Annotated in this window: 27 protein-coding genes; 7 read left to right on the top strand and 20 right to left on the bottom strand. The window is 42.6% G+C overall.

The window, feature by feature from the left end; translation table 11 throughout:
• Positions 1–128 precede the first annotated feature (128 nt).
• Both AC6IZR_RS04915 and AC6IZR_RS04910 read right to left on the bottom strand, forming a co-directional pair.
• Complete coding sequence (locus AC6IZR_RS04915; protein WP_254726764.1) at positions 129–1,307, bottom strand: pyridoxal phosphate-dependent aminotransferase; 1,179 nt, start codon at positions 1,305–1,307, stop codon at positions 129–131.
• 16 nt (positions 1,308–1,323) lie between these two features.
• Entirely contained in the window at positions 1,324–1,737 is a 414-nt protein-coding gene (locus AC6IZR_RS04910; RefSeq protein WP_368397512.1) for a cell wall elongation regulator TseB-like domain-containing protein, read from the bottom strand.
• A gap of 291 nt (positions 1,738–2,028) precedes the next feature.
• On the opposite strand from AC6IZR_RS04910, the gene AC6IZR_RS04905 reads away from it, so the two are divergent.
• Positions 2,029–2,475 (top strand): MarR family winged helix-turn-helix transcriptional regulator, encoded by a 447-nt coding sequence (locus tag AC6IZR_RS04905; RefSeq protein ID WP_497848911.1) that lies wholly within the window; start codon positions 2,029–2,031, stop codon positions 2,473–2,475.
• Between the two features lie 118 nt (positions 2,476–2,593).
• Here AC6IZR_RS04905 and yaaA read toward each other — a convergent pair whose 3' ends face one another.
• The gene (gene yaaA, locus AC6IZR_RS04900) at positions 2,594–3,319 is read right to left on the bottom strand and encodes a peroxide stress protein YaaA (RefSeq protein ID WP_497848910.1); all 726 of its coding nucleotides are present in this window, start codon (positions 3,317–3,319) and stop codon (positions 2,594–2,596) included.
• A gap of 66 nt (positions 3,320–3,385) precedes the next feature.
• Here yaaA and AC6IZR_RS04895 point away from each other — a divergent pair, with 66 nt between their 5' ends.
• From AC6IZR_RS04895 to AC6IZR_RS04885, 3 genes are all read left to right on the top strand, one after another.
• Positions 3,386–3,886 carry a DUF1836 domain-containing protein gene (locus tag AC6IZR_RS04895; protein ID WP_013903686.1) on the top strand — a complete coding sequence of 167 codons (501 nt, stop codon included), beginning with the start codon at positions 3,386–3,388 and terminating at the stop codon, positions 3,884–3,886.
• A complete protein-coding gene (gene trhA, locus AC6IZR_RS04890; RefSeq protein WP_003011253.1) occupies positions 3,861–4,508 on the top strand; it encodes a PAQR family membrane homeostasis protein TrhA in 648 nt (215 codons plus the stop codon). The genes AC6IZR_RS04895 and trhA overlap by 26 nt, the downstream gene beginning before the upstream one ends.
• 63 nt (positions 4,509–4,571) lie before the next feature.
• Positions 4,572–5,876 (top strand): aminotransferase-like domain-containing protein, encoded by a 1,305-nt coding sequence (locus AC6IZR_RS04885; protein ID WP_497848909.1) that lies wholly within the window; start codon positions 4,572–4,574, stop codon positions 5,874–5,876.
• Positions 5,877–5,894: 18 nt separating this feature from the next.
• On the opposite strand, the gene AC6IZR_RS04880 is transcribed toward AC6IZR_RS04885, so the two are convergent.
• The 14 genes from AC6IZR_RS04880 to AC6IZR_RS04815 all read right to left on the bottom strand — a co-directional run bounded on the left by AC6IZR_RS04880 (position 5,895) and on the right by AC6IZR_RS04815 (position 19,770).
• Positions 5,895–6,143 carry a hypothetical protein gene (locus AC6IZR_RS04880; protein WP_003001593.1) on the bottom strand — a complete coding sequence of 83 codons (249 nt, stop codon included), beginning with the start codon at positions 6,141–6,143 and terminating at the stop codon, positions 5,895–5,897.
• 91 nt (positions 6,144–6,234) lie between these two features.
• Positions 6,235–7,989 carry an ABC transporter ATP-binding protein gene (locus AC6IZR_RS04875; protein ID WP_497848908.1) on the bottom strand — a complete coding sequence of 585 codons (1,755 nt, stop codon included), beginning with the start codon at positions 7,987–7,989 and terminating at the stop codon, positions 6,235–6,237.
• A complete protein-coding gene (locus tag AC6IZR_RS04870; protein WP_480992898.1) occupies positions 7,976–9,730 on the bottom strand; it encodes an ABC transporter ATP-binding protein in 1,755 nt (584 codons plus the stop codon). Before AC6IZR_RS04870 ends, AC6IZR_RS04875 begins: the two co-directional genes overlap by 14 nt.
• A gap of 1 nt (position 9,731) precedes the next feature.
• On the bottom strand, positions 9,732–10,397 hold the full coding sequence (locus AC6IZR_RS04865) for an MmcQ/YjbR family DNA-binding protein (protein WP_155167682.1): 666 nt from the start codon (positions 10,395–10,397) through the stop codon (positions 9,732–9,734).
• A 103-nt stretch (positions 10,398–10,500) separates the two neighbouring features.
• Positions 10,501–11,136 carry a copper homeostasis protein CutC gene (locus AC6IZR_RS04860; RefSeq protein ID WP_021153351.1) on the bottom strand — a complete coding sequence of 212 codons (636 nt, stop codon included), beginning with the start codon at positions 11,134–11,136 and terminating at the stop codon, positions 10,501–10,503.
• Between the two features lie 21 nt (positions 11,137–11,157).
• A complete protein-coding gene (locus AC6IZR_RS04855; protein WP_497848907.1) occupies positions 11,158–11,760 on the bottom strand; it encodes a hypothetical protein in 603 nt (200 codons plus the stop codon).
• A gap of 275 nt (positions 11,761–12,035) precedes the next feature.
• The gene (locus AC6IZR_RS04850; RefSeq protein ID WP_021153355.1) at positions 12,036–12,992 is read right to left on the bottom strand and encodes an ABC transporter permease; all 957 of its coding nucleotides are present in this window, start codon (positions 12,990–12,992) and stop codon (positions 12,036–12,038) included.
• On the bottom strand, positions 12,992–14,053 hold the full coding sequence (locus tag AC6IZR_RS04845) for an ABC transporter permease (protein WP_049489017.1): 1,062 nt from the start codon (positions 14,051–14,053) through the stop codon (positions 12,992–12,994). The genes AC6IZR_RS04850 and AC6IZR_RS04845 overlap by 1 nt, the downstream gene beginning before the upstream one ends.
• Entirely contained in the window at positions 14,046–15,581 is a 1,536-nt protein-coding gene (locus AC6IZR_RS04840; RefSeq protein WP_497848906.1) for an ABC transporter ATP-binding protein, read from the bottom strand. Before AC6IZR_RS04840 ends, AC6IZR_RS04845 begins: the two co-directional genes overlap by 8 nt.
• Before the next feature lie 128 nt (positions 15,582–15,709).
• Positions 15,710–16,771 carry a BMP family lipoprotein gene (locus AC6IZR_RS04835; RefSeq protein ID WP_023918305.1) on the bottom strand — a complete coding sequence of 354 codons (1,062 nt, stop codon included), beginning with the start codon at positions 16,769–16,771 and terminating at the stop codon, positions 15,710–15,712.
• A gap of 75 nt (positions 16,772–16,846) precedes the next feature.
• A complete protein-coding gene (locus AC6IZR_RS04830) occupies positions 16,847–17,236 on the bottom strand; it encodes a cytidine deaminase (RefSeq protein WP_497848905.1) in 390 nt (129 codons plus the stop codon).
• Positions 17,223–17,885, bottom strand: a complete 663-nt coding sequence (gene deoC, locus AC6IZR_RS04825) for a deoxyribose-phosphate aldolase (protein WP_021153359.1) — start codon at positions 17,883–17,885, stop codon at positions 17,223–17,225. Before deoC ends, AC6IZR_RS04830 begins: the two co-directional genes overlap by 14 nt.
• 17 nt (positions 17,886–17,902) lie before the next feature.
• Positions 17,903–19,180, bottom strand: a complete 1,278-nt coding sequence (locus tag AC6IZR_RS04820; protein ID WP_497848904.1) for a pyrimidine-nucleoside phosphorylase — start codon at positions 19,178–19,180, stop codon at positions 17,903–17,905.
• On the bottom strand, positions 19,177–19,770 hold the full coding sequence (locus AC6IZR_RS04815; RefSeq protein WP_497848903.1) for a class I SAM-dependent methyltransferase: 594 nt from the start codon (positions 19,768–19,770) through the stop codon (positions 19,177–19,179). The genes AC6IZR_RS04820 and AC6IZR_RS04815 overlap by 4 nt, the downstream gene beginning before the upstream one ends.
• 90 nt (positions 19,771–19,860) lie before the next feature.
• Between AC6IZR_RS04815 and coaA the strand changes: the two genes are divergently transcribed.
• The 3 genes from coaA (at position 19,861) to AC6IZR_RS04800 (ending at position 21,702) form a co-directional block, all read left to right on the top strand.
• Entirely contained in the window at positions 19,861–20,781 is a 921-nt protein-coding gene (gene coaA / locus AC6IZR_RS04810) for a type I pantothenate kinase (protein ID WP_497848902.1), read from the top strand.
• A 96-nt stretch (positions 20,782–20,877) separates the two neighbouring features.
• The gene (rpsT, locus tag AC6IZR_RS04805; RefSeq protein ID WP_003007640.1) at positions 20,878–21,126 is read left to right on the top strand and encodes a 30S ribosomal protein S20; all 249 of its coding nucleotides are present in this window, start codon (positions 20,878–20,880) and stop codon (positions 21,124–21,126) included.
• Between the two features lie 66 nt (positions 21,127–21,192).
• Positions 21,193–21,702, top strand: coding sequence for a DNA topology modulation protein (locus AC6IZR_RS04800; RefSeq protein WP_497848901.1), 510 nt, complete (start codon positions 21,193–21,195; stop codon positions 21,700–21,702).
• Positions 21,703–22,181: 479 nt separating this feature from the next.
• On the opposite strand, the gene ldcB is transcribed toward AC6IZR_RS04800, so the two are convergent.
• The 3 genes from ldcB to AC6IZR_RS04785 form a co-directional block, all read right to left on the bottom strand.
• A complete protein-coding gene (ldcB, locus tag AC6IZR_RS04795) occupies positions 22,182–22,961 on the bottom strand; it encodes an LD-carboxypeptidase LdcB/DacB (RefSeq protein ID WP_003001687.1) in 780 nt (259 codons plus the stop codon).
• Positions 22,962–22,971: 10 nt separating this feature from the next.
• Complete coding sequence (locus AC6IZR_RS04790; RefSeq protein WP_497848900.1) at positions 22,972–24,759, bottom strand: TcaA second domain-containing protein; 1,788 nt, start codon at positions 24,757–24,759, stop codon at positions 22,972–22,974.
• Positions 24,760–24,825: 66 nt separating this feature from the next.
• Positions 24,826–26,013: a DUF6574 domain-containing protein gene (locus tag AC6IZR_RS04785; protein WP_497848899.1), complete on the bottom strand. Its 1,188-nt coding sequence runs from the start codon at positions 26,011–26,013 to the stop codon at positions 24,826–24,828.
• Between the last annotated feature and the right edge of the window lie 79 nt (positions 26,014–26,092).

Genomic DNA, 26,092 nt, shown 5'->3' with positions numbered 1-26,092 from the left:
AACTTGTCCGAAGACATTATCTTCTTAATTGTATCATAAAAAGGCTTTCAGTGCTAGATTCTACCTGTGAAAACCAGATTTTTTTTAAAGAAAAAGATCCTCAGCTCATTACTAAGGATCTTGTAATTTTATTTTTCCATAAAGGCCTTGAGTCGGCGAACAGCTTCTTTGAGGGTATCCAAATCTGTCGCATAAGACAAGCGTACATTTTCAGGAGCACCAAAGCCAGCTCCTGTTACCAAAGCAACCTCTGCTTCTTCCAAAATCGCTGTGGTAAATTCCGTCACATCCGTGTACCCCTTCATCTCCATGGCCTTCTTGACATTTGGGAAGAGATAGAAGGCTCCTTGAGGTTTGATGGCTTCAAAACCAGGTACTTCATTCAACAAAGGATAAATAGTATTCAAGCGCTCTTCAAAAGCTTGACGCATGATCTCAATAGAAGATTGATCTCCTGTAAGGGCTTCGATTGCAGCATATTGGGAAACGGTTGTTAAGTTGGATGTTGTTTGGCTAATCACCTTGGCCATGGCTCCAATAATCTCTGGATCACCCACTGCAAAACCAACCCGCCAACCGGTCATAGCATAGGTCTTAGAAACTCCGTTAATAACGATGGTTTGCTTGCGAATCGCTTCTGACAAGCTAGAAATGGGCGTAAAGGTATTGCCATTATAGACCAATCGCCCATAGATATCGTCTGCCAAAATCAAGATGTCATGTTCGACAGCCCAATTTCCGATTGCCTCGAGTTCTTCTTTACTGTAGATCATTCCTGTTGGATTGGATGGCGAGTTCAGCAAGACAACCTTGGTCTTGTCTGTCCGTGCTGCATCCAGTTGCTCTACCGTTGCCTTGAAGTGATTTTCTTCTGTTGTTTGGAAAGTAACAGGTGTGCCTTCTACCATCTTGACCTGGTCTACATAAGAAACCCAGCAAGGGGTTGGAATGATGACTTCATCACCTGGATTGATAACAGATGTAAAGAAAGCATAAAGAATAAACTTGGCTCCAGTACCAACCACTACTTCATTTCGGTTCACTGCATAGCCATAAAATTCCTTCATATAGTCGCTAATGGCATCCTTCAATTCTGGAAGTCCAGATGCAACCGTATAAAAGCTAGCACGGCCATCCTCGATGGATGCGACTGCTGCTTCTTGAATATTTTTTGGAGTCGCAAAGTCAGGTTGACCAAGGGTCAAACTTAAGATATCACGACCTTCTGCCGCCAAAGCTTTGGCACGCGCATTTGCAGCCAAGGTCACACTTTCTTCCATTTCCAATACACGATTTGATAATTTCATATTTCCTCCTCAAATCTTAAAAAACACCGGTGACTTTCCCAGTCTTGAAATCCACCACATAATAGGAACTCCCGGCCTTGACTTCCCAGATCGGTTTTCCTTTAAAGCGTCCAAAAGTGACACGATCAATCGCGTCCTGACTCTTCTCTTTGACGACAGAAGCTGCCTCTTTGGAACTAACTCCTTCTTTCAAAGGGTAAGTATAGACTGCATCATCCGCCTGCGCCACCAAGACCGCTAATTCTTGTCCTTCTTGGTCCTTGCCAATAAAGGAAAGATAGGCTTCTTTGCCATGATAGAAACTCTCCGACTCAATAGTAGCAATAGAAGAGTGAGACAGAGCTATTTTTCTTGCTTGCGCCATTTGATCCTGCAAGCGATCAGAAGTTTTTTCAGCAAGAAATAGCCAAGAAAAAAGGATCGTCAACACTAAGATACAGATTCCTATTATATGTTGCCATATGATAAAAAGATAATTTTTCTGTTTCACTCCCTCATTATACACCAAAGCCACCTAGAATTCTATAGATTTTCAAGAAAGAATTGTTACTAATATTTCATACCTGTTACAATGTTTTAGTATAAAATTGTTTGATAACCAAAGTAAAATTAACATCTATGCTATCATTTGTTCATAGTTTAATAAATTTGTCACAATTTTGTAACTAATTTGAAAATAAAATTAAACGACAGAAATACTATTTATTGATAAAATATAGATATGGAAAATTTAAAGAGATTATTCAAAGATGCAAACGTAGATTTAAAAACCATGATCGTCTTCCACAAGGCAGAACGATTGATCCGTGCCTCTGAGGCTCATATCTTTAAAAAGCACCAGTTGACACCAACTCAATTCTCTGTACTTGAAACCTTGTACAGTAAAGGCGATCTTCGCATTCAAGATCTGATTGACAGCATTCTTGCGACCTCTGGAAATATGACTGTGGTTATTCGCAATATGGTCCGCGATGGTTGGATTACACGCGAAACCGATCCAGAAGACCGCCGTGCTTATCTTGTATCTATTACAGATGCCGGTCGTAAAAAGATCGAAGAAGCTCTTCCAGATCATATCAAGAATATTCAACGCTTGATGCAAGTCTTTAATAGTGGCGAGCAAGCTGAGTTGACAGAACTCTTGAAGAAATTCAAACATATCGCCTAAGCCTACTGCTCAAGACGATTCTGACTCCAAAATCCTCCATTTTGGAGTTTTCATCGTGCATTCTCTTTATCTAACAGATCAAAAAAATATTCCTGACGCTTCTCAGGAATATTTTTATTTATTCTTTCACAAAGACCCATTCCTTCTCTTGCGATAAATCCCCACGATAAAAGAAACCTGCTACTTCTAATGATTTCAGATCTTCTAGATGGATGATTTCTTCCTTCATCATAGCTGTCACCATGGCCCCACGTGCTTTCTTTGAAATCGTCGAGTGAATCTTTAGGGTTCCACCACGATTCTCCATGAATTTGATCCGAATCATTCGCTCACGAATGGCTTTTGAAAAGACCTGTTCAAACTCAGAGGACAAAAGGGATAAGATCTGCTCCTCACCTTCTACTGCCTGATCATAGTCCTCTTTCCAGAGTACCTTTAGAGATTTTCCAGCTGGTTTTAACTTCATCATAAAATCCAAGCGATGGGGAGCAATCCCTTCATAGGCAGGTAGTACACCGTATAAAGCAGTCGTGATCAACAAATGCTCCTGCAGATAAGCCTGCTCTTTTTCGGATAAGTCTTGACGCTCGATACTACGGTACATAAGGCCATCAAACAGTTCCAAAGCAGGATAGGTTTTAGCACTCCCAGCTAACAAAGCCTCAATTCTTTCTTTTTCTACTTGAGCTCTTTCCTCTGAGATCCCATAAAAGGTCGCTAATTCTTCTAGGGAGAATGCCTTCAAAGCTTGGAGGATGGTTTTTGTGTTCTCTGACAAGGGTTGGGGCTCGACGATACGAGCCTGTTCGTTCAGTTCTTTGGCGGATGGAATTAATAGTTTCATAGGTCTATTGTACCATATTTTTCAAATTTTCTTGACAGGAGTTTTTATTAATGTTATTATCTAGTTATGAAAACTAGATTAAAGAAAGGTGAAGATTTAGTGTCCACTTTTTCCTATCCAACGTGGGAGCAACTGCCTGAGCTAGACCTCTATCTCGATCAGGTCCTTCTTTATGTCAATAAAACCTGTGCACCTGTTCTCTCTTCTTCAGACAAGGGCTTGACGGCTGCCATGATCAACAATTACGTAAAACATGGCTATGTCGAAAAACCAGATAAGAAGAAATACCAGCGTAGACAGGTAGCTCGCTTGATCGCTATTACAACCTTAAAAACGGTCTTTTCTATTCAGGAGATCGCTTCTACCTTAAATTTCTTGCAGGACCAGGCGAGTTCAGATCTTCTCTATAATAGCTTTGTCGCTTATCTCAATGAGCAAAAAGAGCCGATCGCTCCCATCATTCGCTCTGCCTGTCAGACAGTTCAACTTTATCTTGAAACCCTATCTTATATTCAACCAGTAAAAACGGAGGAAGAAACTGATGAATTACACCATGAAACTAAGTAAAAAATTATCCTTTGGAGAAGAGATCGCCAATAGCGTAACCCACGCTGTTGGAGCCCTCCTCATGTTGATTTTACTTCCGATCTCAGCAGTCTATAGCTTTGAGCAACACGGTCTGCTTAGTGCTTTTGGAACTTCTATCTTTGTGATCAGTCTATTTTTGATGTTTCTGTCTTCGACCGTCTACCATGCTATGTCTTACGATTCACCTCAAAAGTATGTGCTTCGTATTATCGACCATTCCATGATCTACATTGCGATCGCAGGTAGTTACACACCAGTTGTCCTCACCTTGATGAACAACTGGATGGGCTACAGCATTATCTTGATCCAATGGGGGACCACCATCTTTGGTATTCTCTACAAAATCTTTGCCAAAAAAGTCAATGAAAAGTTCAGTCTCGCTCTTTACTTGATCATGGGCTGGTTGGTTATCTTTATTATTCCCCAAATCGTCAGCCAAACCAATCCGATCTTCTGGGGTCTCATGCTCATGGGCGGCCTGTGCTACACGGTTGGAGCTGGCTTTTATGCTAAGAAAAAACCTTACTTCCACATGATTTGGCACCTCTTCATCCTAGCAGCTTCTGCTCTTCAGTATTTAGCCATCGTTTACTTTATGTGATACGCTCACCACTCTTGGGAGTGGTTTTTTTGTGATTTTTTCTGTACAATAGTAAAAAACTGTATGGGGACAGTCAGGATGAAGACAAGCAAATACAAAGAAATCATTCATGTACTAAAAAAAGCCATTCAAGATGGAGAACTGGAAACCGGAGAGAAAATTCCCTCTGTTCGTCAATTAGCCAGTCAATTTTCTTGTAGTAAGGACACGGTGCAACGAGCCTTGCTGGACTTGACTTACCAGCACTTCCTCTATGCTAAGCCTCAAAGTGGCTACTATGTTTTGGAGCAAGCACCTGATCAACATGAAGATCTTCCACTAAAATTAGAGAAAGACCGCAACCAGGCTTTCGAGGACTTCCGGACCTGTATCAATGAAACCTTGATTGGACGGGAGAATTATCTCTTCAATAACTTTTCGGACCAAGCAGGCTTACTAGAAGTACGCCAATCCATTCAAGGCTTATTGAAGGAAGAAGGGATTTATACGACTTCAGATCAGATTGTTTTGACTGCTGGTACCCAGCAGGCGCTCAATATCCTCAGCCAGATTGACTTTCCCAATAAAAAGTCTCAGATCTTGATCGAGCAACCGACTTATCATCGGATGAACCAACTCTTAGATTCGCAGCATCTTGCTTACCGTACCATTCAACGTAATTTAACGGGGATTGATCTCGAAGAACTTGAAGAGATTTTCAAAAGTGGCCATATCAAATTCTTCTACACGATCCCTCGTTTTCACTATCCGCTTGGTCATAGCTATTCGACCAAGCAGAAAGAAGCGATCTTGCAACTAGCTGACCAATATGATGTATACCTTGTTGAGGACGACTATTTGGGAGATCTTGATAGCAGCAATGCTCCATCTTTTCATTATTTGGATCAAAAGGACCGGGTTATCTACATCAAATCTTTTTCGACCAATCTCTTTTCTGCTCTTCGCATCACTTCCATGATTCTTCCCCAAGACCTTCTAAAGCCAGTCTTGACCTATAAGACGATTCTGGACTATGATAGCAATCTCATCATGCAAAAGGCCTTGAGTCTCTACATTGATAATGGTATGTATCTGACCAATAAAAAACGACTCCTAGCCAGAAAAAAAGAGGAAGAAGAAAGATTGAAGACCTTGATGGATCAGTCTTCTCTTCTCCCTCATCTGACCCTGACCCACGATGGGATCCTTTTAGAACTCAGCCAAGTTCAATCTCTTGCTGCCTTAAAACACAGTGGACTCCCGCTTGATTTCTTTGAAGCAGCCTACATTACTTCTTGTCCTTATCAACTCGTTAAGATCAAATCGGCAGATGTGGCCAATGTTTTACCAAAGCTGACGACTTTTTTTGAAAGAGAAACCCTCGTATAGACTATACGAGGGTCTTTCTTATTTCTTCAATTGCTCATAGATCAGTTTGGCATTTTGAAGGCCGATCCGATAATCGAGACGAATCAGGCGAATCGCTTCCATCTCTGGTTCTTTGAGGTACTTCTCTCTTTGTTCCTTGGAAATACTACCTGGTTTTAGAAGATAGTGGGTGAATTGATTTCTGACTTTATTAAGCTCGACTTGAAGAGTGAAATAGAGTCCAAATAAGACAATGACAACTCCCATCAGGATCAGATCGTTTGACATGGTGTATGCTCCCTTTTTCTGTTCTTTTCTTTATTTTACAGCTTTCAAGAAAGAAAAACAAGGTTAAATTTGCATTTAGATCTTGTTTTCCTTATTTCATCATACCGGCCTGAAGGTCATACATTTTCTTATACGTTCCTCCTAGAGCAATGAGTTGGTCGTGATTGCCCGATTCGATGATTTTTCCTTTATCGAGAACATAGATGCAATCGGCATCTTGGATGGTAGAAAGGCGATGGGCAATGGCAATGGTTGTCCGCCCTTGGCGCATCTTCTTCAGAGAATTTTGGATCATCTCTTCCGTCTCTTGGTCGATATTGGCAGTGGCCTCATCCAAAATGAGGATCTTAGGCTGGGCAGCAATGGTTCGGGCAAAAGCCAGAAGCTGACGCTGACCGGTCGACAAGGTAGAACCCCGCTCTGTTACCGGATGATCATAGCCACCAGGTAGACTCTCAATAAAGTCTGCTACATCCACAAATGCGGCTGCTTGTCGGATTTCCTCATCTGTCAGTTCTTCATGGTACATTCGGATATTAGAAGCAATGGTTCCATGATAGAGGAAGGGTTCCTGCAACACTAAACCGATGGACTTGCGCAAGGCTTCCTGGCTATAGTCCTTGATATCCTGTCCATCAATCAAGATCCGGCCACGATCAAATTCATAAAAGCGCATGAAGAGATTGATAATAGAGGATTTACCAGACCCAGTATGGCCAACAAAAGCGATGGTTTGTCCGTTTTTGACCTCAAAGGAGATCTCTTTTAGGACATCCCGTTTGCCATCATAAGAAAAAGATACATGGTCAAAGCGAATATCCCCCCGCTCAATTTCTTTCAGGCTACCAGCTTGCTTGGGCTCATAGTCGTCTCGATCCATCATTTCAAAGACACGACCTGCAGAAATGGTTGAGGTCTGCAAGGTTGCAAAATTTTGAGTGACATCAATCAAGGGCTGGAAAAGCTGGCTAACATACTGGATAAAGGCATAGATAAGACCTGCTGTAAAGCCAGAGGACTGCCAATTTAGGCCGAAAAAGGTTAGAATAACCGCATAAGCCAGAACCTGTAACAGGGTCATAGCTGGCCTCAAAAAGAGGGAATTGACATCCACAGATCGGTTGGCGTAATCCAAATGTTCCCCATTAATCTGTTCGAATTCATCCGTCAAGCGTTTTTCTTGACGAAAGGCCTGGACGATCCGCATTCCTTCAATGGATTCCGATAATTTCACATTGATATCTGATAATTTTTGTCGGGTCATCTTGACCAAGCGATTGGATAACTTGCGATAGAGACGGATGGAAAACCAAATGATGGGAAGAAAAGGCAGGATCCAAATGGTCAAATGCCAGTCCAAGCTAAACATAGTTACTAGAGTGACTAAAAAGAGTAAAAAGGATGAAACCAGGCTTGAAAAGACAGTAGAAAACATATCTGCGACTGCCTGGGTATCATTGGTCACCCGCGAAACAATCGAACCTGCTGCTGTCTGGTCATAAAAGGACATGCCCAGCCTTTGTAGATTTTTGAAAATATCTAGACGAATGTCTCTTACGATAGAATTGGATACACGCGCAAAGGTTAATTGGCTCAGGTAGGTCGCCAGCACGCGCCCAATGAATAACCCATAGTAGAGAATGAGAAACTGAAAAGCTGTCAGAACTGGAGAGCCTGCTTCTGTTGGATCCACTAGGTGGTCAATATACCAGCGAGCTGCAAGAGGGATCGCCGTCAATAAAAGACTCGTCAGGAAGGTAAAGGCCAAGGCTAGAGCTGTTAACCATTTATAACGCCACATGTAAGTTAAGAGCCGCTTCATCACATGAGCTTCAGATGTTTTCATTCAGCTTTCCCTCCATTTCATCTGATAATTGTTGGGCTTGGTAGGTTTCATAGTACCAACCTTTTTGAGCCATTAATTCCTCGTGATTTCCTCGCTCCTTGATCTGTCCATTCTCCATTACCAGAATCAAATCCGCATGAACGATCGCTGATAGGCGATGGGCTGTGATGATGGTTGTTTTCCCCTTGCGTTCCTGCTTCATATTTTCAATGATTTGGTGCTCCGTCTTAGCATCTACTGCAGACAGGGAATCATCCAAGATTAAGATCTCAGGATTCATGACCAAAGCACGACTCATGGCAATCCGTTGCTTTTGCCCGCCAGAAAGAGAGACCCCTCGCTCTCCCAGCACTGTCTCCATCTGGTCTGGCATGGCCAGAATATCCTCATAGACTCCACAAGTTCTAAGAGCCTTCATCACCTCTTCTTCCTTGATCTGTGGATCTGAAAAAGCGACATTCTCGCGAATGGTCATGGCAAAGAGGATCTGATCTTGAGGGACATAGCCGATCAAGCTTCGAAGATCTTCTAAACGATAGTCTTTGATAGAGATTCCATTGAGCAAGATATCTCCCTGCTCCAAGTCATGCTCTCTAAGCAAGAGACGCAACAAGGTGGTTTTTCCAGATCCAGTTGGTCCTACAATTCCAAGGGTTTGCCCTTTTTCTAAATGAAAGGCAACCTTTTCAAGGACAGGCTCTTTCTCATAGGCGAATTCTTCAATGTCATATTCCAGATCGCCGTTTTGGATTTCTCTGACTGGTTGACTCGGATCTTGGATATCCGGTGTTTCTGCTAAAAGTGTCTCAATCCGATCATAGGAGACGCTAGCCCGCTGACTAATATTAAACAAGAAGCCCATGGCTTGAAGGGGCCAGACGAGCATATTGAGATAGGTAATAAAGGTTACAATTTGTCCAACCGTCAGGCTCCCTTCCTGAACAAATAGCCCCCCGAAGTAGAGCGTCAAAACATAGGAGAGACCTACAAAAAGAAGAGTGGTCGGATCAAACAAAGCATTGTAACCGGCGGAAGTCATATTTTTTCGAAAGACCATTTGATTGGTTTTTTCAAAAGCCTGAATCTCATCTGCCTGAAAGCCAAAGGATTTGGTCACCTTGACTCCTGATACTGATTCCTGAACAAAGTTGTTCAGCTCTGAGAAGCCTTCTTGGGCCTCTTTGAAGGCTTTGTGGTTTTTGCGGCCAATAGCTGAAGTCACTACCACCATAACCGGTAGGGGCAAAATAGCCAAGAGGGTTAAGCGCCAATCAATCATGAAAAACATGCTGACTAGAGTCACCAAGGCCGTCACGGAAGCATCCACTGCAGACATAACGCCGCCACCAGCAAACATGGTTACCGCATTGATATCATTAGTAGCATGGGCCATGAGATTCCCTGTCCGATAACGCTGATAAAAAGACGGAGACATGAGCGTAAATTGCTTAAACAAACGGTAACGCAAGATCCGAGCCAACTTATTAGCCGTCCCAAAAATATAGCGTCTCCAGACAAAACGAAGACCATACATGGCTAGAGCTGCGAGGACCAAAAGGGCGATATCCACAACTAACTGCCCCAGTGTCAGCCTTCTTTTATCGATCAAATCGATCACAAGTCCCATGATTCTTGGAGGAATGAGGTTTAAAAAACTAACCAAGATCAAGGACCCTATCCCGATCAAGTATCGCTTCTTCTCTAAATTAAAAAACCAAGATAATTTCCTCAACAGATTCATCTTATTTCCCCTTTTTGGTGAGTTGCCAGCTACTATCCACCAGAGCAAACAAGTCCTCATCAGCAATTGTTCCATCTAAGGGGATACTCACCCAATATTTTTTATTCATATGAAAAGCTGGATAAATCCCTTTCTGCTGGATGAAATGGGCTACTTGATCAGACTTAACATTCAAAACTTCTATTTTCCCAGACTTGCCAGCATCCAGTTTTTTCCAATCAATGGTCATAAAGACACCATACCACTTGAGGGTGTCTCGGTGGCGAATAGCGCCGGATTCCGGAGATCTTTCCCACAAATACTCAATCGTTCCCTGATAGTGCAGGGAGATATAGGCCATGAGACGCTTGGCTTGAGGATAGAGAAATTCTTCTACCTCAAAACAAGCTTGGCGGATCCTTGCAAGACTTTCCTGACAAGCTTCTCTGACTTGGCCAACGAAATTTCCTTGTAGCTGTTCCAGATGGATCTGGATATACTCGTCCCCTGTATCCTGATCATAGACCTGAAAAGAAATCTTCCGGTCGCAGACCTGGACATTTAAGAGAAAAGTGTCCGATAAGACGGGACACTGGTACTCATAGCCTGCCCCTTTCTTCTCAAATCCGTAAGCCAATCCCTTTTCTGGCTGAAAGGTGTACCGGTCAAAATAATGCTCTAAAAACATTTCCTCTCCCTTATTCATTTTTACACTAGAAGAGGCTGGAAACAACGTCCCCAACCTTGATAACGGATCTTCAAAACTACTTCAAGCAGTGATCGTTTCTTTTTTAAAACACAATGCGCGTGCCATGCAGTTGACAAACGCCCAATTGCTCCAAAAAGAGCTGACGATTGTCAAGGGTCACACCTCCACCTGGCAGGATCTGAATCTTTCCCTTAGCCGCATCTAATAAACGATGATAGTGGGCAAAACGTTGCTCTAGTGGGTCACCTGGACTTCCGGCTCGTGTTAAAATGCGGGCTACACCCTGATCAGAAAGCCACTCAATCGCTTCTAGCTGATCTGTATGAGCTAACTCATCAAAGGCCATATGAAAGACCACCTCTGCCTCTCCACAGGCTGCTAGTAAAAGCTGCATGACCTTCTGGTCCAACTTTCGATCGCTCGTCAGCGCACCCAGAACAAAACAAGTAACCCCTATTTCTTTCGCAGCACGAATATCCGTCAGCATAGCTTCGACTTCCAGATCAGTGTAGACAAAATCTCCACCACGGGGCCGAATGATCACACATAGATCCACAGACTTCGCTCTTGTCAGTTTGATTGCTTCATTGATCACACCTATACTCGGTGTGGTCCCGCCTACTGCCAGATTGTCGCACAGTTCAATGCGACCTGCCCCAGCAGCAATCGCCTTATCAATATAAGTTAAATTCTCTGCACAAAATTCAAAGACAAGCATGACAACTCCAATTACAAAGACTTAAAACAAGGATATACTAACAGTTACCTTAGCATTGCCATTTTCCACTCTCGCTTTTGAGATACTATAGCCTGCTTGAGGGATCTCAAGGGTGATTTGATCACCATTCACTGTGAAGTCGCCTCCATTTTGATTGGATTGATCCTTCAAATAGTTGAGAACCAAGAATTTTGGAATAGGCATTTTCCCTAATTTAGCACCGGTCACGGTCAAATTCATGACATTGTTTTCGACTTGACCGGTCATGGTTAAATCTAGATAGCTATCAACTGGTCCTAAGGAAACAGGAACTTTGACGTGAAGGTCATTGCCATCCATTCCTAGTGCCATCTTTTGATAGTCAGAATTGTCAAGGGCGGTTCCAGCACTTGTTTTTACGACCTGACTTAATTGTACAGAATTGAGACTTAGCTCAGTTGAGAGCCCTTCAGTGCTCACAGAAGCGTTTGAAACTGCATTTTGAGCCAGCTCAATCAAAGAACTCCCTGCCTGCACATTTCTCAGTTGCTCCCCATCAGGAATAGATCCAGGGACCAACAAGATCACTAATAACATAAATAAAACGATCACCATGCCAATCAGGCGTCTCATCCACTTAAACATCTGCTCCTCCAATACGTGTAAAGTTGTATTCTTATTGTACCCTAAATCTAAAGAAATTGCGACTATGAGGGGCCTTTAGAAAGCAAAAGAGAGCGTGGGACAGAAATCGGTAATTCGTTAGAATTCGATTTCGTCGTCCCACCTCCGCACAGTTGAGTAGGGCTGTAAAAGCTGATAAAATCAGCGTAGTAGAGCCCACTCAACCACTGCGTCTTACTCGACAATCCAAAAACAATTGAGAGGCTAGGACTTTTGTCCCAACCTCTCTCTGTGCATTATTTCGATTTAATATAGTTAACACCATCTGCTTTTGGCGCAACTGCTTGTCCGAAGAAGGCTGCCAAGACAACCATGGTCAAGACGTAAGGCGCAATTTGCAAGTAGATGGATGGGATCCCTTTAAGCAAAGGCAATTGATTCCCGATAACAGCCAAACTTTGTGAAGCTCCAAAGAAGAGACTAGCAAGCATGGCCCCGATTGGGTTCCATTTCCCGAAAATCATAGCCGCAAGGGCGATAAATCCAGGACCTACAATAGTAGTTACCGCGAAGTTAACAGAAACTGACTGAGCGTAAATGGCTCCTCCGATTCCTGCTAGGGCACCTGAGATCATCACTCCTAAGTAGCGCATTCTATATACATTGATTCCCAATGTATCTGCTGCTTGTGGGTGTTCCCCAACTGAACGAAGACGCAATCCAAACTTCGTCTTGAACATGATAAACCAAGCAAAGAATGAAAAGAGAATCGCAACCCAACCGATGATGCTGGCATTGTTGAAGAAAATATCCCCAATCACCGGAATTTTAGATAAGACTGGAATCGATGTTTTCCCGAAGGCAACTTTGATATTATCAGTTTGTCCCTTGTTATACATCGCTTTAACAAGGAAGACGGCCAATGGAGGTGCCATCAAGTTCAATACCGTACCTGAGACGATATGGTCAGCACGGAAATGAATGGTTGCCACCGCGTGAATCAAGGAGAAGAGTACTCCAATCCCTGCAGCAACGATCAAGGACAACCATGGTGTCAAACTTCCTAACTCAGGCTCAAAAGTCAAGTTAAAGATAATACCTGAGAAGGCTCCCATAACCATGATTCCTTCTAGACCAACGTTAACAACCCCAGCGTGTTCTGAGTATGCTCCTCCGATACTTGTGAAGATCAGCGGCGCCGCATACACAATCATAGAGGAAACAAGAATACTTAAAATCGTTACAATACTCATTAGTTTGCTCCTCCTTTTTTAGCTGAACGCATCGAGATCATCTTTTCAATAATGTAGTGGGCACATACGAAGAAGATAATGGATGCTGTCACAATTTGAACGACTTCTTCAGGGATTGCAGCTGGCTTCATACCAACTCCCCCAATTTGAAGTGCTCCAAACAAGAAGGCAGCAAATGGAATACCAATTGGTGAATTCATCGCAAGAAGGGCAACGGCCATTCCGTTAAATCCAACACTCATTGAGCTGGTTTGAACGTAGACATTTGAGTAAATACCTAGACCTTCTGCTACCCCACCGATACCAGCAAGAGCACCAGAAATGATCATAGAAAGGATAATGGTCCGTTTTGCAGACATCCCTGCGTATTCCGCTGCATTCGCATTGAGACCAACGGCACGGATTTCAAAACCGAGTGTTGTTTTCTTCATCAAGAACCAGATGACCACCACTGCGATGATGGCAAAGAAAATCCCGATGTTCATTTGAGATTTATCCGTCAAATTACGCAACCACTCCGTCTGGTAGACAGCATTGGCTCCCACATCAATAGTTGAGTCCTTGTTTTTCATCAAGGAAGCTGGGAAGCTATGGATCAGGGCATTCCCACCATAGAGAACAATGTAGTTCATCATAATGGTGATGATGACCTCACTGGTTCCGAGATAGGCACGAAGGAAACCAGGAATCGCTCCAATAAATCCACCTGCAACAGCCGCAATCAAAACAGTCATCGGAATCATCAGTAAGCGAGGCATATTTGGGAAGGAAAGGGCAAACCAAGTCGCCATGATCCATCCTGCAAAAGCTTGACCAGGAAGTCCAACGTTAAAGAAGCCGGCCCGGCTAGCCACCGAAAATCCAAGAGCAACTAAAATCAGCGGCCCCATAGCACGGGAAATATTACCCCAACTCTTAATCGAACCAAAGGCTTTCTTAAACAGCAATTCATATCCCCAAAGGGCATCATAGCTGAAGGCCCACATAATAATGGCACCCAGGACCAATCCTAAAAGGACAGACACCAATGGAACAGCAATTTGTTTTAAATTCTTATTCATTTGATGCTCCCTCCTTTACTTTTCCTCCTGCCATGAGGATTCCAAGTTCTTGCTTATTCGTCGTTTCTGGGGTTACGATCCCTTGGATCTTCCCATCATGAATAACCGCAATACGGTCAGAAACATTCAAAATTTCATCTAATTCAAAGCTGACAACCAGAACGGCTTTTCCATTATCCCGTTCTTGAATCAAACGTTTGTGGATATATTCAATCGCTCCGACGTCCAAACCACGAGTTGGCTGGCTGACGATCATGAGATCTGGATCGCGATCGATTTCCCGAGCGATAATGGCTTTTTGCTGGTTTCCTCCAGAAAGAGCCTTAGCTGGTACCACTTCACTAGCTGCACGAACGTCAAACTCTTCCATCAACTTCTTGGCATAAGAGGTAATATTTGGATAATTCAAAATACCATTCTTGCTAAGAGGTTCTTTATAGTAAGTTTGAAGAGCAATGTTTTCAGAGATCATCATATCAAGGACCAAACCATCCCGGTGACGGTCTTCAGGGACGTGTCCTACCTTCATTTCTGTGATTTGACGTGGGCGAAGTCCTACAACATCCTTGCCTTTAATCTTGATTGAACCGGATTTTACCTTCCGTAGACCTGTAATGGCTTGGATCAACTCAGATTGACCATTTCCATCAATCCCTGCGATCCCAACGATTTCACCAGCACGAAGTTCTAAGGAAAGATTCTTAACAGCTGGGACTCCCCGATTTTCATTCACGACCAAGTTTTCGATCGATAAGACCACTTCTTTTGGTTGAGAAGGACCTTTTTCAGTCTTAAAGGAAACAGAACGACCGACCATCATTTCGGCCAAATCTTGGTTGGTTGCTCCACCAATCTCGACTGTTTCAATAGATTTCCCACGACGGATAACCGTTACGCGGTCAGAAACAGCACGGATTTCATCCAACTTGTGCGTAATCAAGATGATTGATTTTCCTTCATTCGCCAAGTTCTTCATGATTGTCATCAATTCTTCGATTTCAGCTGGTGTCAACACTGCAGTTGGTTCATCGAAGATTAGGATGTCGGCTCCACGATAAAGCGTCTTTAAGATTTCCACACGTTGTTGCGCACCAACGGAAATATCCTCAACTTTAGCATTTGGATCTACTGCCAAGCCATATTTTTTAGACAATTCAAGGATATCTTGACCGGCTTTTTTAAGGTCCAAAATACCATGCTTCGTGGTTTCAGAACCAAGGATGATATTTTCAGCAACAGTGAAGGCTTCAACCAACATAAAGTGTTGGTGCACCATTCCAATTCCTAAAGAAGCTGCTTTTGAAGGTGAGTCTAGGTTAACAGTATTTCCATTTACCACGATGTCTCCGCTTGTTGGTTCCAACAAACCAGCCAGCATATTCATCAGGGTAGATTTTCCCGCACCATTTTCTCCAAGAAGTGCATGGATTTCACCTTTGCGCAACTGAAGATTAATCTTGTCATTTGCTACAAAGTCACCAAATTTTTTGGTAATCTCACGCATTTCGATGACATATTCATGTGTCATGTAGGTGTTTCCTTTCAAAAATTTTTTATTTCAATAAAATCTGTTAGACAACTAACAGATTTTATTGAGACAAAAATGTCTCACTTTAAAAGAAACGGCCCTTATAGGGAGGGCCGCCCAATCAAATGTTATTTTTCAGGAACTTTAAGTGACCCGTCAAGGATCTTAGCTTTAGCGTCTTCGACAGCTTTTTTAGCTTCTGCAGAAAGATTGTCAGTTGTCAAGTCAACTCCACCATCTTTCAAGCTATAAGTAATCACTTTACCGCCAGGGAATTTACCATCAGCAGTTTTCTTAGCCAAGTCTTTTACAGATTCTCCGACTTTCTTCAAGCTTGAAGCCAATACAAAGTTAGATTTTTTACCATCTTTAGAAGTGTATTCACCTTCAGCTTTTTGGTCACGGTCAACACCAAGAACCCAAACTTTTTCGTCTTCATTTTTCTTCTCGTTCAAGTCTTTAGCTTCAGAGAAGACACCTGCACCAGTACCACCAGCTACTTGGTAGATAACGTCTGCACCTGCAGCATATTGTGCAGCAGCAATTGTTTTACCTTTCGCAGAGTCACCGAATGAACCAGCGTAGTCTACTTGAACTTTGATAGATGGGTCAACAGATTTAACACCAGCTTCAAATCCAGCGCGGAAACGAGTGATAACTTCACTTTCCATACCACCTACAAAACCAACTTGTTTAGTTTTTGTAGTTTTCGCAGCAGCGATACCAGCAAGGTAACCAGCTTCGTTATCGGCATAAACAGCAGATGCTACGTTCTTTTGTCCTTCAATACGGTCATCGATGATGACATAGTTCACATCTTGGTTGTCTTTTGCAGCTTTTTTAACAGAGTCGCTCAAGGCAAAACCAACACCAAAGATCAATTTGTAGTCGTTAGAAACAGCTTCATCAAGGTTTGTCGCATATTGAGATTCATCTGTTGATTGGAAGTAGTCAAATCCGTTCCCTTTAGAAAGACCGTTTTCTTTACCCCAAGCTTGCAAACCTTCCCAAGCAGATTGGTTGAATGATTTGTCATCCACACCACCAGTATCGGTAATGATAGCAGCTTTCAAATCTGTTTTAGATTCTGAGTTTGCGCTATCTTTTTTAGACGCACGATTTCCACATGCTGCAAGTCCGATAGCAGCGACAGTTACTAGACCAAGGCCTAGCCATTGTTTCTTGTTCATTACTGAACCTCCTAAATTATTGTGCAACATTGTTGCGAAGTATTGAAAGGGTCAAAAGACCGCCTCACAGACCTATTAAGTCAGGTCTGTAAAGGAATATGGAAGTAATTCCTTGACCGTCATCACGACCGTCGATTTATCTTTAGATACTAAGGTTACAGGAAGGTCTGGCTCAAAAAATTCAGCCATGACCTGGCGACAAGCACCACATGGAGAGATGGGCTTTTCTGTTTGCCCATAGACAATCAGCTCTTTGAACTCACGAGCTCCTTCAGAAACTGCTTTAAAAATAGCTGTCCGTTCCCCACAGTTGGTTAACCCAAAACTGGCATTTTCGATATTGACACCTGTATAGATCTGGTCATCCTTGGTCACAAGGACTGCACTAACTGGGAAATGAGAATAGGGCACATAAGCCTGCTGGCTCACTTCTACTGCTAAATTGATCAACTCAGTAGTCGCCATGAGCCACTTTTCCTTCCATGATGGCTACACCAGAGGAAGTTCCGATACGGGTCGCACCAGCTTCGATAAATGCAAGAGCATCTTCATAAGAGCGAGCTCCACCAGAAGCTTTAACACCCATGTCTGGTCCAACTGTTTGACGCATTAAGGCTACATCTTCTACCGTCGCTCCTCCAGTTGAGAAACCAGTTGAAGTCTTCACAAAGTCAGCTCCAGCTGACTTAGCAATCTGACAAGCAACGATCTTTTCATCGTCTGTTAAGAGACACGTCTCAATGATGACTTTGACCAGCTTATCACCGCTTGCTTCGACAACAGCTTGGATATCTTCTTCAACTAGTGCTAAATTCTTAGACTTCAAAGCACCGATATTAATGACCATGTCAATTTCATCGGCACCATTTTGAATAGCATTTTTTGTTTCACACGCTTTGACAAAAGGGGTATTTGCTCCCAAAGGAAAACCAATGACGGTACAAACTTTTACATCTGAATCGCGCAAGCCCTCAGCTGCAAAATTCACCCATGTCGGATTCACACAGACACTCGCAAAATCATATGCCTTAGCTTCTTCGATCAATTTTTCGATCTGTTCTTGTTGCGCATCTGGTTTTAAAAGAGTGTGATCGATATATTTATTTAACTTCATACAATCTCCTGAGCTACTTAAGATATTATTTCAATAATTTCTTTAACGCTTTCAGCCCCTTCTAGTATTTTAACATTTTTTTTGAATTCTGTAACGCTTTCTTGTGAATTTTTTTCATTCACGAAAATACGAGCAATGCGTTCCCCTTGTTTAACCTGCTCTCCCACTTTTTTGTCAAATACAATCCCTGTTTCATAATCAAGCGGATCCGATTTGACAGCACGACCAGCACCAAGTCGCATGGCTAACAGGCCAAATTCCATGGCAGGTAAAGCCGCAATGACGCCATCTTGATCTGCTGTTACTTCAAGGACCTGATCTACCTTGACGGGACGATGCAAATCCTCTAAGTCTCCACCTTGTGCCACGACCATTTCTTCAAACTTGGCTAAGGCTTGTCCATTGCTCAAGTGTTCATGAATGGCTTCAATCGATTGATCTAAATTGGCCAATTTCAACATGATTTGTGCTAATTCACAAATAAACTCTGTGACATCAGCACGCCCCTGTCCTTTTAGAATATCCAGGGCTTCCAAAATCTCTAAACGATTGCCAATACTGGTTCCCAAAGGTTGGCTCATATCTGTAATGACAGCGATTGTCTTGCGCCCTACGGCATTACCGAGATCCACCATGGTACGAGCTAGTTCACGCGCCTCTTCAATGGTCTTCATAAAGGCCCCTTCTCCAACGGTGACATCGAGAAGAATGGCATCAGCCCCAGCAGCAATTTTCTTACTCATGACGGAGCTAGCAATCAAAGGAATGGTATCCACTGTCGCCGTCACGTCCCGAAGAGCATACAAGAGTTTATCTGCTTTCACAAGTTGATCAGATTGACCAATAACCGATAAGCCGATCTCCTGCACCTGCTGGATAAATTCCTCTTGAGTCCGCTCAATTTGGAATCCTTTAATCGATTCTAATTTATCAATCGTTCCTCCCGTGTGGCCTAAGCCACGACCGCTCATTTTAGCAACTGGCACTCCGAAACTTGCAACCAGAGGTACCAAGACTAGGGTTACCTTGTCTCCCACACCACCAGTTGAATGTTTGTCCACCTTGATTCTTGGAATTGCTGACAGGTCAAACTGTTGCCCTGTTTGGACCATCTTCATGGTCATATGAGAGATTTCTTCTGTCGTCATCCCTTTAAAATAAACAGCCATAGCAAAAGCAGACATTTGGTAATCTGGAACTGTTCCAGCCACATATCCCTCAATCAGCCATTCAATTTCTTCTTTGTTTAAGGCAAGACCATCTCTTTTTTTCTGAATGATATCTACTGCTCTCATGATTCTTTCTCACTTCTTAAAATATAATAGCCTTTGTCTTTTTTTACGATCTCACAATTGCCAAACGTCTCTTCCATCTTGGCCTTAGCACTTGGAGCCCCTTGCTTTTTCTGAATGACAATGGTCAAGTCTCCACCTGGCTTCAAATGATCAAAACTACCCGTAATCACCTGATGCACCACTTTCTTACCGGCTCGGATCGGCGGATTACTGATCACATGGTCAAAGACCCCTTCAACCACTTCATAGACATCCGAAGAAAAGATCTGAGCTTCCACGCCATTTCGGCTGGCATTTTTCTTAGCCAAGTCTAGCGCCCGCTCATTGACATCCACCATGGTCACGGCGACTCCCTGTGCTTTAGCTAGAGAGAGGCCAATTGGACCATAGCCACAACCGACATCAAGAACGCTTTCCCCTCCTTGGAAATCCAGGGTTGATAAGAGCACCTGGCTTCCATAATCTATCATTTTTTTACTAAAGACGCCCGCATCTGTATAGAAATTCATCTTTTGTCCCAATAAAACAACAGCCAGATCATGAATATCATGGGCTGCATCTGGGTTTATATCGAAATACATTTTACTCATAAGGTTATTTTATCATAATTCATTCGTTTTTTAAATCGTTTACACGACCTCTAAAAATTGGTATACTAAAGACTACAATAGGAGTGACATATGGACAAAGAATTTTTACATTTTGAAAAAATCAATCGGGAAACCTGGCAAAATTTGCATCGCAAAACCACCCCACCTCTCTCTCAAACAGAGCTTAATTCTATTAAAAGCTTTAACGACCGCATCAACCTCCAGGATGTGCGTGACGTCTACCTGCCTTTGACAAACTTGATCGGAATCTACAAGCGTTCCAAAGAAGATTTGGCCTTCTCAAAGGGGATTTTTCTTCAAAAAACCAGTGAACGCCAACCCTTTATCATTGGAGTTTCTGGGAGTGTCGCTGTTGGGAAATCGACTACTAGCCGTCTTCTCCAAATCCTACTTTCGCGGACCTTCGAAGGCAAGACCGTAGAATTGGTGACAACAGATGGCTTTCTCTATCCAAATGCTATCTTAAAAGAACAAGAGCTCCTCAATCGAAAAGGATTTCCTGAAAGCTATGACATGGAATTGCTTCTTGATTTTCTCAATCAAATCAAAAACAACAAAAGTGTAGAAATCCCTGTCTATTCCCACGAAATTTACGATATTGTCCCAGATGAGAAGCAAACGATTTTACCGGCTGATTTTGTCATTGTAGAAGGAATCAATGTCTTTCAAAATCCACAAAATGACAGTCTCTATATGACCGATTTCTTTGATTTTTCAATCTATGTGGATGCCGCAGTCGATGATATCGAATCTTGGTATATCGATCGCTTCCAAAAACTCCTTGCATTAGCTCAGAATGATCCCAATAACTACTACTATCGATTTACAGAGCAACCCCTAGATGAAGTTTTAAGCATGGCCCATCAGGTCTGGGAATCCATTAATTTAGTCAACTTGCAACATTACATTCAACCAACCCGTAACCGAGCTGATCTGATTCTCCATAAGGCAACCAACCATGAAATCGACGAAATTTATCTCAAACGCTAGAGAAAATGGCCTTTTACCGGTACTTTTTTAAGGAAAAGCTATTTTAGGCTTGTCAAATCATAACTTTTCATATATAATGAGATAGTTAGATTATCAATGGAGGTGAATAACTTGGCAAACATTAAATCAGCTATCAAACGCGCTGAATTGAACGTTAAACAAAACGAAAAAAACTCAGCTCAAAAATCAGCTATGCGTACTGCAATCAAAGCTTTTGAAGCAAACCCATCTGAAGAACTTTACCGCGCTGCTAGCTCAGCTATCGATAAAGCAGAAACTAAAGGTTTGATCCACAAGAACAAAGCTAGCCGTGATAAAGCACGTCTTGCAGCGAAACTTGGTTAATCAAGAACAGCATAAAAATCAAGCTCTCCGGAGCTTTTTTTGTTCCTAAATTTTTGAGAGGTGCTTATGAAAATTGTTATTATCGGCTATTCAGGTTCTGGCAAGTCAACTTTGGCTGAAACCTTAGCTCGCTACTACTCCATCCCTAAGCTTCATATGGATACCATCCAATTTCAACCGGGATGGATAGACAGTGACCGGGATTGGATGGAGGGACAGATGAAACAGTTTCTTAGCCAACATAAAGACTGGGTCATTGATGGAAATTATTCATGGTGTTGCTATGAGGAAAGAATGGAGCAAGCAGACCACATTATCTTTCTCAATTTCTCTCGTTGGAACTGCCTCTATAGAGCCTGGAAACGATACCGTCGTTATAAGGGACGCGTTCGTGAGAGTATGGCAGAAGGCTGCCCTGAGCGCTTTGACTGGGAATTCATCCGTTGGATTCTTTGGGACGGACGAACAAAAACTGCCAGAGAAAGGTATCAAAACATCCACTCCACCTATCCCGAAAAATTTATCTCTCTCAAGAATCAAAAAGAGCTGGATGCGTTTCTAAAAAACATACAATAAAAAGGTTGGAGATTTTAACCCAAACCTCAGATTGTAGACAAAGTCATATTAAAAACTTTCCTTAGGTGAGTACGGACGTCAGCGAACTTCTACGAAGTTCCATGACTAAATCAAGATACAAAGGGCGTCTGCGGATAAAGTCAAAATAGGAAGTTTGACGCAGAATCTTTCGATTCTAGGAGAACTTATCTTTTTGACACAATCCGCAGCCCGTATTCAATTTGTATTGAGCCCCCTCGCTCTTTAATTTCTGGGCTCAGGCTAAAACAGTTTCCCAAACTGTTTTACTCTCAATAATTCCGAGTGCCTGAAACTGTATTGTTTCAGGCACTTTTCTCACAGCGGAAAGTTTCAATATTTTCTTAATCCAATCTAAAAATTGGAACTCAATTTTATTTCTTAGCAGGATCGCTTAATTTATTTTACTTTAAAGTAGTTTGTCTACATTTTAAGGTTGGGATATCTATCCCAACCTTTTCTTATTTATCAACGTAATCGCCACCGGTGAAGCCATAGTATTCTTCTAGACTCAAACCTGAGTCCGCGATATCTTGCGCTTCTTTTCCGATATAGCGGAGATGCCAGCTTTCTGGCATGTAGCCTGTTACTTTTTCTTTACCTTCCTGGTAACGAACCACAAAGCCATATTTAGCAGCATTCTTGAGCAACCACTTACTTGGTCCAGGTTCGGTCACCAGATTCCCACTGGTATCGATCAAATCAAAGGTCAAACCTGTCTGGTGTTCACTATAACCCGGTCTTGCAGAATACCGATCGGCGGCTTCCTGACCATCTTGATTGACATAGTTTTGATAGAGGCCAACTTGGGTATCGTAGCTACGAAAACCACTATATTGATCACTGATCGGATAACCTTCTGCCTGCATAGCCGCGATCAATTCATGAAGGGCTGAAACAGCTTCAGGATCTTCACCTGGGTTAAAGTCAGGCGACAAGGGATAATGTTTGTTGGCGATCATGACCTCACCATATTTCCCTTTGACACTATAGTAGGAACCATTATAGCTGACACCAGAGTCCACTTTCACATCTGACTTCCCAGCTTTTGACGACTCTTCTTTTCCTGTCTCTTTTGACGTATCCTTTGCAGAAGACGTTTCTTTGGAAGACTTGGTTTGCGTTTGCTTGGTCTCTTCTTTTGCAGAAGATTTAGAACTAGTGGATTGAGATTGGGAGCAAGCTGTCAGGGTTAACAAGGCAACTGTCACCAAAGTGAATTTGGAAAATCTTGCTTTCATGAGAAATCTCCTATGATTCTTTTGTTACGACAATATCCGTAATCACATAACTTGCACCTACTTTTTTCAAGGTGTAGGTCTTGTACTTGCGGTTTTGTGAATCTGGATGACTATCTGTATAATGCACGGTAAAGTCTTCATAAGTCTTAATCGTCACCACACCATTTTCTTCCGTGACACTTTGAATGTCCAAAGCTCCTGGAGTATAGTAGTCAATTTTTGCCTTTCGAACACCATCACCAGTTGTGAATTCAACCATGTCCTTGTAGGCTTGACTTTGTGTGTCATAGTATTTAGAGTAGGTGTTGTTTCGATTTGAAACTGAGCTAAAGACAGCGTCGCGGTACTCTTTCAAGAATTCTTCCGCCAAGGTCCGATTTTGTTCCTCTTTGGCTGCTTGCGCTTTCTTAGCATCTTGCGCACTCTTGATGCGTTTCAGGGTATCTTTGGCTAGTTTAAGTTCGATCGGATCGTTCTCCCCCTCTTCAATCGTCACCTTAGCCTTCTCAGTTGTATAGGTTTCCCCATTCATGTTGAAGACAGCATGTACTTCAATTTCTTGATAAGGGATGCTATCTACTTCAAAGGTCGTGCTGGTTCCGACTTCTTTGCCGTTAACCACAACCTTCACATCCGTTGGGTTTTCAACTTCATCTGGGAACTCAACTTCTAAATTGCGTTTTTCAGAATTCAACTGCAATTCTAAGTTATTCTTGGTTGCTTTTTTAGGATTGAGATGGATCTTAGAAGTAACATTTCCGACCTCTGTTTTAGCAGTCAATTCCATTTCTTTTGTATTGTAATGGAAAGAACCAAGATCTGTCACTGCATCTTTTTTCAAGGTCACCGTTTTATTGGCAGCCACTTTGAGTTTGGCTTGGTCCAAATTGGTCTTGACCTTCACTTGTACTGGATAGCTGGCTACACGGTATTCTTGGAAGATCCCAAATTTCTTGTCCGCTTTTTCCAAACCAAAGATCTTGTTTCCCGATTTATCCGTATAGCTACCTTCTCCACCATTATCAATGATCTTATTCAACTCTGTGCCGATATCGACCCCTTGATCTTCCATGCTGGTAATAAAGCTTTCGGCTTCATCCTTTGTCCATTTATCGTTATCGGTTGAAAGCAGGTCTGCTGCTTCGCGATAATCCTTGGTGTCCACTGCTTTAATAAATTTATCTGCAGTCACTTCGACACGCGTTGTTGACTGGAAGTAAAAGAAGGCTGCTACCAAAGCGATCACAAGGACTGAAATAGCAGAAATAATCCCAATTTTCTTCTTGGAAAGTTTCTTTTCACCCTTCGTTTTCGGGGCCTTTTGTTTTTTCTGAGCTGGACCTGCTTCTGTGACATTTGGACCAGCAAAGACCTGCGTTTGCTCAGCAGCAAGTGGAGTCGTATACTCTTGAGTCGGCTGTTGAGGCACATATTCCTGTGTTACTTCTGTTGAATCTGGGTTCGCAAATTCTGCTTCAGGCACAGGTCCTACAAAAAACTCGAAGTTTTGACTTTTTGCAGCGGTAAATTCTTCTGCACTTGGCTTGCGGCCATAGGTTTCTTCAAAATGTTGCAACCAAGCCTGACGAGCTGCTAGAAGTGGATCAACATTCTTCACTTCTTCAACTGGTTCAACCACTGGTTCCTCAACAGGAGCGACTTCCTCTGCTGGGGCATTTCCTGCGATAGACTGAATTTGTTTCAAATCAAATCCACAAGCTTTCCCAGCCATAAACTCTTCTGGTGACGGTTTGCGACCGATCACTTTTTCAAATAATTCAACCCATTTCTTTTGCATGGATCTCTTCTCCCTCATTATAAAATAGGGAAAGTGGGTTCCCCCACCTTCCGTTTTGTGATATTGTTAGAATCCAAAGTTAGAGAAATTTGGAGCACTTGGAATAAATCCTACGGCTACTTGTTCTAAAATACGAGCATTCACATAAATGACAAAGATGGCAATGAGAAGCAAGACAACAGATGATGCTACTAGAAGCAAGAATTTATCTGCTTTAAAGCTTGTCTTGTTCAATCCTTGATGAACGACATAGCATGTTCCAACAAAGAACAAGAAGAAAATAAGGAAGTTTACAAAGCCATAAAATTCATAAACTTTTACAAGACCTACTAAGAAAGCAAGAAGGGCAAGTGGCAAAGTGTAAACAGACAAACGTCCAAACTCTTCAAATGAACGACCGTAACTGTATTCCTTATCTTGAAGAACCACACGACGAACAAAGAATCCAGCTACTTGGAAGGCGTAAAGGCTAAAGAATAGGGAAATCAATGTCAACATAAAGGCACGGAAATCCATTCCATAACCACCTGTAGCTCCACTAGCTGTGAAGAATGTCCCCAAGGTCAAGACAAAGGCAGTCAAGACATACTGTAAAATTCCGTTAAGTGCTTTTGGATTTTCTACAGCCGTTGGACGTTTCAAAGCTGAAAGGAACCAATTCCAGTAACCACCAACGGCTACACCAAATTGACTTGGTTGGGCAGGATAAGGTTGTCCTGGTTGACCTTGGTAAGGAGCTTGTTGATAAGCTGCTTGAGTCGGTTGTTGGTAGGCTTGTTGGAAAGCTGGCCCATTCGCTGGAGCAGCTTGAGGAGCCGGTTCTTGAACTGGAGCTGCAACTGGTTCTTCAACAGGTGCAGTTGGTGCTGCGACAAACTCTGGAGCTTGAGGAGCTGCTACTGGTTCTTCTGTAGGGGCAGTTGGTGCTGCGACAAATTCTGGAGCTTGAGGAGCTGAGACTGGTTCTTCAATAGGTGCAGTTGGTGCTGCGACAAACTCTGGAGCTTGAGGAGCTGCTACTGGTTCTTCCACAGGTGCAGTTGGCGCTGCAACAAACTCTGGGGCTTGTGGAGCAGCAACTGGTTCTTCCACAGGTGCAGTTGGTGCTGCGACAAATTCTGGGGCTTGTGGGGTTTCTGGAACCACTACTTCTTCTTGAAATTCTCCTGCAGCCAGTGCTTGAGCAATTTCTTCTGCACTAGCAGAACGACCATTTACGGCTTCGAAATAATCCAGCCAATCTTGTTTTGACATAATGAATCTCCTTAACTATTGTTTATACTAGGGTATTATACAAAATTTCTGAACCATTTTCAATGAAAGACTGGAAAAT

It is taken from the genome of Streptococcus mobilis (assembly GCF_059727625.1).
The sequence above is the reverse complement of the archived record's forward strand: the minus strand, read 5'-3'. Positions and strand labels throughout refer to the sequence as shown.